This window comes from Streptomyces sp. NPDC002138, assembly GCF_040296485.1.
GTDB lineage: Bacteria > Actinomycetota > Actinomycetes > Streptomycetales > Streptomycetaceae > Streptomyces.
The window spans coordinates 93296-101859 of the sequence record NZ_JBEOXE010000028.1 but is presented as its reverse complement, the minus strand read 5'-3'; the positions used below and the strand labels follow the sequence as shown (position 1 = coordinate 101859).

Below are 8564 nucleotides of genomic sequence, written 5' to 3'. Positions count from 1 at the left end.
ACCCTGGTCACCTCGGGCACCATGACCAACCGCATCGACCGGCTCGCGAAGAAGGGCCTGGTCGAGCGCCTGCCCGACCCCAACGACCGGCGCGGACGCGGATGCCGGTGCCGGCGCGGGCGCCGGTGGCGCCGCCTGTGCGGCCGTCGGCGAGGCCGTCGGCGCGGGGGCCGGGGCCGGGGTGGTGCGGGTCAACGTACGGCTCCTCGTCGTGTCATGCGGCGGCCGGGACCGGGCGGAGCGCCGCTCCCGCGGCCGTCCAGGCGTCGAGCACAGCGGCGGCGCTGCCGCTGTCGATGGCTTCGGCGGCCCGGGCGATGCCCGTGCGCCAGTCCTCGCACAGCCCGGCGGCCCGCAGCGCGGCGGCCGTGTTGAGCAGCACGATCTCCCGGCGCGGGCCGGGTTCGCCGGCGAGGATCCGGCGTACGGTCCGGGCGTTCGCCGCGGCGTCGCCGCCCCGCAGGTCCGCCAGGGTGGCGGGGGCGAGGCCCAGCTCTGCGGGGTCGAGCCGGTAGGAGGTGGTGCGGCCGTCGGCGAGCTCGACGACCCGCGACGGGGAGCAGGTGCTCAGCTCGTCCAGGCCGTCCTCGGCGCAGAACACCAGGGCGCGCTCGGTGCCGAGCCGGTGCAGGACCTCGGTCATGACCTCCAGCAGGGCCGGGTCGGAGACGCCGAGGGTCTGGTAGCGGGCGCCCGCCGGGTTGCAGAGCGGGCCGAGCACGTTGAAGACGGTCCGTACGCCCAGCTCGCGGCGGGGTCCGGCGGCGTGCCGGAAGGCGGGCTGGAAGACCGGCGCGAAGAGGAAGGTGATGCCCACCTCGGCCAGGCAGGCGGCCGCCTCCGCCGGGCCCGCGTCGATCCGTACGCCCAGGGCTTCCAGGACGTCGGCGCTGCCGCAGGCCGAGGAGGCGCTGCGGTTGCCGTGTTTGGCGACCGGGACCCCGCAGGCCGCGGCGACGATCGCGGCGGTGGTGGAGATGTTGAAGGTGTCGTGGCCGTCGCCGCCGGTGCCGCAGGTGTCCAGGACCCGGCCGTCGCCGGTGAGCCGGGCGCCGAAGGAGCGGGCCGTGGCGACGAGGCCGACGATCTCCTCGATGTCGGCGCCGCGGGCGGAGAGGGCCATGGCGAATCCGGCGATCTGGCCGGGGGTGGCTTCCCCGGCCAGTACGGCGGCCATGGCCCGGCCCGCCTGGTCGCGGGTGAGGCGGCGGCCCGCCGCCAGGGTGCGCAGGGCGTCCTTCACCGGGCGGCCCCCTGGAGCAGCGGGGCCGTGGCGAGAGCCCCGGCCGTGACCCGGATCGAGTCGACGAAGTTGGCGATGATCCGGTGGCCCTGCTCGGTGAGCACCGACTCCGGGTGGAACTGCACGCCGTACGTCGGGTGCTCGCGGTGGCGCAGACCCATGACCGTGCCGTCCTGGGCCCACGCGTGGGCGATCAGCTCGGCGGGCAGGGTCGCGGGGTCCACGGCCAGCGAGTGGTAGCGGGTCGCGGTGAAGGGGTCCGGGAGCCCGGCCAGGACCCCGGTGCCGTCGTGCCGCACCCGGTCGGTCTTGCCGTGTACGGGCCCCACCCGGACCACGTCGGCGCCGAAGGCCTCGGCGATCGACTGGTGGCCCAGGCAGACGCCGAGCAGCGGAAGCCGGCCGCTGAGCGCGCGGACGGCGGCGCGGCTGATGCCCGCCTGGCCGGGGGTGCCGGGTCCGGGCGAGATCAGGACGGCGTCGTGGGCGGCCAGTTCGGCGAGGGTGACGCCGTCGTTGCGGTGGACGAGCGGCTCGGCGCCCGCCTCGGCCAGGTACTGCACGAGGTTGTAGGTGAAGGAGTCGTAGTTGTCGATGACCGCGATGCGCGGGGCGCGGCGGGCGGAGGCGGGGGCGGGGCCGGGGCCGGGGGCCCGTACGGGCGTGCTGGTCATGCGGAGGCCTCCGCCCGTTCCACGGCGGCGAACAGTGCCTGTGCCTTGTTGAGGGTCTCGCGGTATTCGGCGGCCGGGTCGGAGTCGGCGACCACCCCGGCCCCGGCCTGGACCCAGGCCCGCCCGTCGGCGATGACCAGGGTGCGCAGCGCGATGGCCGTGTCCAGGTCGCCGCCCGTGCCGATGAAGCCGAGGGCGCCGCCGTAGACGCCGCGCCGCTCCTCCTCCAGCTCGGCGATGATCTCCATGGCGCGGATCTTGGGGGCTCCGGAGACGGTGCCCGCGGGGAAGGTGGAGCGCAGCGCGTCGAGCGGCGTACGGCCTTCGGCGAGGTCGCCGCTGACCGTGGACGACAGGTGCATGACGTGCGAGTAGCGCTCGACCTCCATGAGCCGGTCCACCCGGACGGTGCCCGGGGCGGCGATCCGGCCGATGTCGTTGCGGCCGAGGTCGACGAGCATGACGTGCTCGGCGCACTCCTTCTCGTCGGCCAGCAGCTCCGCTTCGAGGGCCGCGTCGGCGGCGGCGTCGGTGCCGCGCCAGCGGGTTCCGGCGAGCGGGCGGGTCTGTGCGCGGCCGTCCTCGACCTTGACGAGGAGTTCGGGCGAGGCACCGATGACGTGCCGGCCACCGCCGAGGGAGAGGTGGAACATGTACGGCGACGGGTTGACGGCGCGCAGGTGGCGGTAGACCTCGAGCGGTTCGGCGGCCAGCGGCTTGCTGAACCGCTGGGAGAGCACGACCTGGAAGATGTCACCGGCCCGGATGTACTCGCGGGCGGTGTCGACCATGTCGAGGAAACGTTCCTCGGTCGTGTGGGCGCGCCAGGCGGAACGGTCCTGCTGGGCGGCCGTCCGCGTGGGGGCGAGCGGGCGGGCCGCGCCGCGCCCGGGGGACGACGGGCCGGCGTGCGGCTCGTCGGCGTACAGCCGGTCGTGGGCCGCGGTGAGCCGGGCGACGGCGTCCTCGTACGTCTCGGCGGCCGTGTCGTGGAGGGTGGTGATCAGCACCCGGCGGGTGGCGTGGTCGAAGACGACCAGGTCATCGGCCTGGAGGAACACCGACTCGGGCATGTCCGGGCCGGGTCCGGGCGCGGCGGGCAGCCGCTCGAAGTGGCGGGCGCTCTCGTAGCCGAGGTAGCCGACGGCGCCGCCGTGGAAGGGCGGGAGTCCGGGCAGCCGGGCCACATCGCGGTCGGCCAGCGGCTGGAGCGCGAGGAGCGGGTCGCCGTCGCCGAGCGGGAGGGGGCGGGTGCGGTGGGCGATGTAGGAGTACCGGGCGACGGCGACGGTGGTGTCGGTCCCGACGACGCTCTCCAGCAGCAGGCCCGGCTCGTCGGGGCCGCAGAGGCGCGCGAAGGCCGTCACCGGCGTGAGGGCGTCGCAGAGCAGCTCGATGTACAGCGGTACGTACGCGTGCCGCGCAGCCAGGGCCGCCGCGGCGCCCGGGTCGGGCACCACGCCCGCCCGCAGCTCGGCGGCCCGCGCGTCGGCCCGCGGGCCCGCGGCCTCCTCGACGGGGGCGGTCACGCGGCCGCCTCCGTCCCCGGGAGCGGGTCCACGGTACGGTCCACGGCGGCCTCGGCCAGGTCGAGGATCCGCGCGCAGGCGGCCTCGTCCGGGCCGACCGCGACCAGCGCGGCGAGCCGCGGAATGGCCTGGCGGGGCGGCAGCAGCAGCGTGTCCCCGGGACCGGCGAGCACGGCGGTGTGCGCGATGCCGGGCACGGCCGCGGCGGCGGTGAGGTCGAGCGGGCGGGCCAGGCCGTCGCCGGCCGCGTACACGAAGCGGACCTCGGCGGTGTTCCCGCGGGTCGGGGTCAGCTCGGGCAGCCTGCCGAACGCCAGCTCGGCGGCGGCCACGACCAGGTCGATTCCGCTGGCCAGGGCGCTGATGAAGGGGATCAGGTCGCCGCCGAGGCGGGCGTTCAGCTCGATCAGCCGCGGGCCGCGCGAGGTGAGGCGGACCTCGGCGTGCGTGACGCCGGTGGTGACGCCGAGCACCCGGTGGACGCCGGTGACCAGCGCGCGTACCTCGTCGGCCCAGGGCTCGCCGTCCGCGGTGGCGACCAGGTGGCCGACCTCCTCGAAGTACGGCGCGAAGCCCAGCCGCTTGCGGGCGATGTGGACGATGTGGACGTCGCCCCCGTGGACGGCGCTGTCGATGCTGATCTCCGGGCCGTCGAGGTACTCCTCGACGAGGATGCCGTGCCCGGTGGGCAGCGTGGCGAAGGCGGCGCCGTCGGCGAGGGCGAAGGCCGCCCGCACCTGCCTCTCGTCGTCGGCGCGGGTGACGCCGATGCTGCCGGCGAGGGCGCGCGGCTTGAGGACCACCGGATAGCCGAACTCGGCGGCGGCGAGGGCCGCTTCGTCCGCGCTGGTGACGAGGCGGTGACGCACCGCGGCGAGCCCCGCCTCGGCGAGCAGCGTGCGGGTCGCGTACTTGTCGCGGCACCGGCTCGCGGCCTCGGCGGACAGGTGCGGCAGACCGAGCTTGGCGGCGGCCGCGGCGGTGGCCTCGACCGCCGTCTCGTCCCAGGTCAGCACGGCCGCGGAGGCGATGTCCGGGCCCGCGAGGGCGAGTACGGCATCGGCGATCGCGACCGGGTCGGACAGGTCGGTGACGGCGTACGAGTCGAGGTATTCGCGCTGCCAGTCCGGCTCGGCGGAGAGCACCGCGGAGAGGGTGTAGCGGGCGTGCAGCGACGCGAAGGAGTACGCGCGGTACGGGCGCCCGCCGCTGCCGACGACGATCAGCCGCGGCGCGCCGGGCGCCGGTACGGGCCCGGAGCCGGGCGGGGAAGGTGCGTGCGAGGTCATGGCCGCGCCCCTCAGACCTGGGCCGGGGCGGGCGCGTCGAGCAGCTCGGTCAGCTCGTCGAGCACGGCCTTCAGCTCGCCCGTGAGGTCCGCCGGGGCGTGGAAGACGGCCGGGTCGGCCGGGTCGGTCAGCTCGCCGACGCCGGGCACGGACAGGCTGCGCCCGGCGGCGCGGAAGCCGATCCGGGTGAGGATCGGGCGCAGCATCTCGACGGCCGGAACGCCGCCCGAGGGGCCCGCGGTGTAGCTGAGGAGGGCGACGGGCTTGTCCTGCCACTCCTGGTACAGGAAGTCGATGGCGTTCTTCAGCGGCGCGGTGAAGGCGCCGTTGTACATCGGCATCACGAAGAGGTAGGCGTCGCCGCGGGAGACCGTGGCGCTCCAGTCCTTGGTGTGCTGGTGGACGTACGCGCCCTCGGACGGGTGCCCGGGCTCGTCGAAGAAGGGCAGGGCGGCCTCGGCGAGGTCGACGGTCTCGATCTCGAAGCCGGCGTGGCGGTCCGCTTCGGCGGCGGCCCAGGCGGCGACGGCGGGGCCGACGCGGCCGGGACGGGTGCTCGCGATGACGATCTGCAGGCGGGGCATGTGGGTTCTCCCTGGTGGACGGTCCGGTGTCACCGCGGATCGTCCGGAGGGGCGTGGGGCCCCTGCAGTGATCTGTAGGTAAGCAGCCGTCCGGGCCCCGCGCAACCGGATCCGACCGCCCCGGGCCGCCGGGACCGGCCCTTCGCCCCCTTCTGTCCGGTTCCGGCGGCCCGGAGCCCCCTGGCGCATTCACGACAGCCGTAAACGCGCAGCCCGGGACCCGGCCCCGGCCGGTGGCGCCGCTGCCATGGTGGAGGCACGTCACCGCGGATCGAACCGTTTACCGCTTGCCGCTTGCCACTTGCCACTTGCCGCGCCGCTTCCCCACGGGGCGGCTTCCTTACCGGCTTCCTTACCGGCTTCCTTACCGGCTTCCCCCCCCCCGGATTTCCTCGCCGGCTTCATGCGCCGTGCTTTCACACCTCCGGAATTCCGGGCCGGCCCCTCCCCCCACACATTCCGCATTCCGCATTCCGCGCCGCCGCGCATTCGGCGGCTTCCCCTTCGTGCCGTGATCCGGCATGCCCAGATCCGGCAGAAATGGAGACCGCCCATGGAGAATTCAGTCACCGGCCGCTACGTCGAGGAGACCCGGCGCCCGGACAGCGAGCTGCGCACGCTCACCACGCGCACCGCCGTCCCGGCCGCGTACGACAAGACCTACGGGCAGGTGCTGCTGACCCGCCCCCTGTTCGTCTCCGAGCGGGAGATCGGCGCCTTTTCCGACGACCTCGCCGCCCTCTTCCGCGTCCTGGTCTCGCTGCCGCAGCGCTGCTACGACGGTGACCTCGACCGCTACTGCGCTGCCATCGGGCTGCCGCCCGAGCTGTCGGAGGTGATGCGCGAGGGCGCGAACGGCGACCCGCTGCTCTACGCCCGCGCCGACGCCTTCCACGACGGCACCGGCTTCCGGCTGCTGGAACTGAACGTCGGCAGCGAGCTGGGCGGCATCGACAGCGCCCAGCTGAACCGTGCCTTCCTCGACGTCCCGGCCTTCCGCGCCTTCGCCGAGGAGAACCGGCTGGGCCACACCGACACCATGGCGGAGCTCGTCACCGAGCTGTACGCCGCGGCGGCCGCCCGGACCGGCGCCGCCCCCACCGAAGGCGCCCCCTCCGTGGCCCTGCTGGAGGCCCCCGGCGCGCTCGGCGAGCACGACGGGGTCTTCCTCTCCATCCAGGAGGACCTGCGCGGCCACGGCATCGACCTCCAGCTCGGGGAGATCCAGGAGCTCACCGAGGGCCCCGACGGCAGGCTGGCCCTGCACGGCCGCCCGCTCGACGTGGTCCTGCGCTTCTTCGCCGCGGGCCAGATCGCCGGCGACCCGGCCGCCCGGGCCGCGCTGACCCTGGTCAACCGCGCGCACGCGGAGGGCCGCACCGCCCTGTTCACCCCGCTCGAAGGGGCCCTGTTCACCAGCAAGGCCGCCCTCGGCCTGCTGCACCGCCCGGCCGTCCGCGCCGCGCTGACCGGGGCCGAGCTGGAGCTGATCGACCGGGTGCTGCCGCGCACCTGGGTGCTGGGGGCCGAGGGCTGCGAAGACGCCCTCGAGTACGCCCGTACGCACCGCGCCTCGCTCGTGCTCAAGCCCGGCATCGGATACAGCGCCGACGGCGTCGTGATCGGCCGGGACGTCGACGACGAGGAATGGGCCGCGGCCCTGGAGGCGACCGCCGCGCGCGACTACGTGGCGCAGGAACTGGTCGTACCGGCCCTGGAGCCCGCGCTCGACCCGGACAGCGGGCTCGTCCGGGAATGGGTCGCGAACTGGGGAATCTTCGTCACCCCCCGGGGATTCGGCGGCGCTTTCGTCCGCGCCCTCACGCCGGAGGACGGCTCCGTCATCACCTACGCGAATCCCGGCACCCGCGGCACCTGCGTATTCACGCACCCGGAAGAAACCCACCCGGGAGCCACCCGCACGGAAGCCACCCGCACGGAAGACGAGGAGAAGCAGATATGAGCCCGGAGACGAACCCGGACACCGATCGCCCGCACATCGTCGTCGTCAACCGATGGCGCGAGCGGTACGCGGAATTCACCCGCTACGTCGACCACTCCACCCACCGCGTCAGCTACGTGAGCACCGAGGTCGGCACCGGTTCCGTGCCCCCCGAGGCCCACGAGGTCGTCCTGGTCCCCGCGACCGACGACCTGGAGCGGGTCCGCGCCGAGGTGCGCTCCCTGGCCGCCCGGCACGGCGCGCCCGCCGCGATCGTCGCCCTCAAGGAGGACGACCTGCTCGTCGGCGCGGCGCTGCGCGAGGAGTGGGACGTACCCGGTCCGCGCCAGGCTTCGCAGATCGTCTTCCGCGACAAGTACGTGATGTGCCGCGCGGTCGCCGACGCGGGCCTGGACGTGCCCCTGTTCGCCGCGGCGACCGACACCGCCGCCGTCCGCGCCTTCGGCGAGGACACGGGCTGGCCGGTCATCGTCAAGCCGCGCACCGGCAGCTCCAGTTCGGGCGTGGTCCGGGTGGACGGCCCCGGGCAGGTCGCGGAGCTGGACCTGGACAGCGAGCCGATGCTGGTGCAGGCCTTCGTGGACGCCCCGATCTCGCATGTGGACGGGGTCTTCGACGGCGAACGGCTGCTCGCCTGGCGGGCCTCGCGGTACCTCAACACCTGCCTGGGCTTCCGCGACGGGAACCACCTCGGCTCCGTCGAGATCGACGACCCCGAGGTCAACGCGGCCGTCGAGAAGGCCGCGACCGCCTTCCTCGGCGCGCTCTCCCCCGGCCGGGCCACCGTCTTCCACCTCGAGGTCTTCATCGACCGGGACGAGGACGGCCGCCCCCACTGCCGCTTCCTGGAGTGCGGCGCCCGCGTCGGCGGGGCCGAGATCGCCTTCCTCTGGCGCGAGGTGCACGGCTACGACCTGATGCACGCCGCCTGGCAGCTCCAGCTGGACCAGCCGCTGCCGCCGGTCCCGCCGACCGCGGCCGCGCCGCACGCCGCCGACGAGGTGGCCGGCTGGATGCTCGTGCCCGCTCCGGCCGAACGGCCCTGCCGCATCACGGAGTCGACCTCCATGACCGGCCGCGCCGACGGGCCGTACGCCGAGGTCGTGCTCCGGCCCGGCGAGGTGCTGCCCGACGCGGACGCCTACTACGAGCACGTCGGCGGCCGCTTCCGGTTCCGCGCCGCGACCGGCGCCGCCGCCGAGGCCGCCATCACCGCCACCGCCAAGGACTTCCGGGTACGCGCCGAGCCGCTCGCCCTGTCCACCACCACCGCCTGACAGGA

Annotated in this window: 7 protein-coding genes and 1 pseudogene; 3 read left to right on the top strand and 5 right to left on the bottom strand. The window is 74.9% G+C overall.

The features are described 5' to 3' along the window. Positions 1-96: pseudogene (locus tag ABT084_RS19970) on the top strand (MarR family transcriptional regulator); the annotation flags it as partial. 118 nt (positions 97-214) lie between these two features. On the opposite strand, the gene trpD reads toward ABT084_RS19970, so the two are convergent. Genes trpD through ABT084_RS19945 form a run of 5 tightly spaced genes read right to left on the bottom strand, consistent with a single transcriptional unit; the run spans position 215 to position 5319 of the window. Continuing rightward, a complete protein-coding gene (gene trpD, locus ABT084_RS19965) occupies positions 215-1243 on the bottom strand; it encodes an anthranilate phosphoribosyltransferase (RefSeq protein WP_351045438.1) in 1029 nt (342 codons plus the stop codon). After that, the gene (locus ABT084_RS19960; protein ID WP_351045436.1) at positions 1240-1917 is read right to left on the bottom strand and encodes an anthranilate synthase component II; all 678 of its coding nucleotides are present in this window, start codon (positions 1915-1917) and stop codon (positions 1240-1242) included. The genes trpD and ABT084_RS19960 overlap by 4 nt, the downstream gene beginning before the upstream one ends. Next, entirely contained in the window at positions 1914-3446 is a 1533-nt protein-coding gene (locus ABT084_RS19955) for an anthranilate synthase component I family protein (protein ID WP_502968977.1), read from the bottom strand. The genes ABT084_RS19960 and ABT084_RS19955 overlap by 4 nt, the downstream gene beginning before the upstream one ends. Next, the gene (locus ABT084_RS19950) at positions 3443-4735 is read right to left on the bottom strand and encodes an ATP-grasp domain-containing protein (RefSeq protein ID WP_351045434.1); all 1293 of its coding nucleotides are present in this window, start codon (positions 4733-4735) and stop codon (positions 3443-3445) included. The genes ABT084_RS19955 and ABT084_RS19950 overlap by 4 nt, the downstream gene beginning before the upstream one ends. Before the next feature lie 11 nt (positions 4736-4746). Continuing rightward, positions 4747-5319, bottom strand: coding sequence for an NADPH-dependent FMN reductase (locus ABT084_RS19945; RefSeq protein WP_351045431.1), 573 nt, complete (start codon positions 5317-5319; stop codon positions 4747-4749). A 553-nt stretch (positions 5320-5872) separates the two neighbouring features. Here ABT084_RS19945 and ABT084_RS19940 point away from each other — a divergent pair. Both ABT084_RS19940 and ABT084_RS19935 read left to right on the top strand, forming a co-directional pair. Continuing rightward, positions 5873-7282 carry a hypothetical protein gene (locus ABT084_RS19940; RefSeq protein WP_351045429.1) on the top strand — a complete coding sequence of 470 codons (1410 nt, stop codon included), beginning with the start codon at positions 5873-5875 and terminating at the stop codon, positions 7280-7282. Next, a complete protein-coding gene (locus ABT084_RS19935; protein ID WP_351045427.1) occupies positions 7279-8559 on the top strand; it encodes an ATP-grasp domain-containing protein in 1281 nt (426 codons plus the stop codon). The genes ABT084_RS19940 and ABT084_RS19935 overlap by 4 nt, the downstream gene beginning before the upstream one ends. Positions 8560-8564 lie beyond the last annotated feature (5 nt).

Bases quoted from the DNA above. Each gene is read 5' to 3' on its own strand.
- ABT084_RS19950 (WP_351045434.1), bottom strand. From the start codon at position 4,735: ATGACCTCGCACGCACCTTCCCCGCCCGGCTCCGGGCCCGTACCGGCG.
- ABT084_RS19960 (WP_351045436.1), bottom strand. From the start codon at position 1,917: ATGACCAGCACGCCCGTACGGGCCCCCGGCCCCGGCCCCGCCCCCGCC.
- ABT084_RS19940 (WP_351045429.1), top strand. From the start codon at position 5,873: ATGGAGAATTCAGTCACCGGCCGCTACGTCGAGGAGACCCGGCGCCCG.
- ABT084_RS19945 (WP_351045431.1), bottom strand. From the start codon at position 5,319: ATGCCCCGCCTGCAGATCGTCATCGCGAGCACCCGTCCCGGCCGCGTC.
- ABT084_RS19935 (WP_351045427.1), top strand. From the start codon at position 7,279: ATGAGCCCGGAGACGAACCCGGACACCGATCGCCCGCACATCGTCGTC.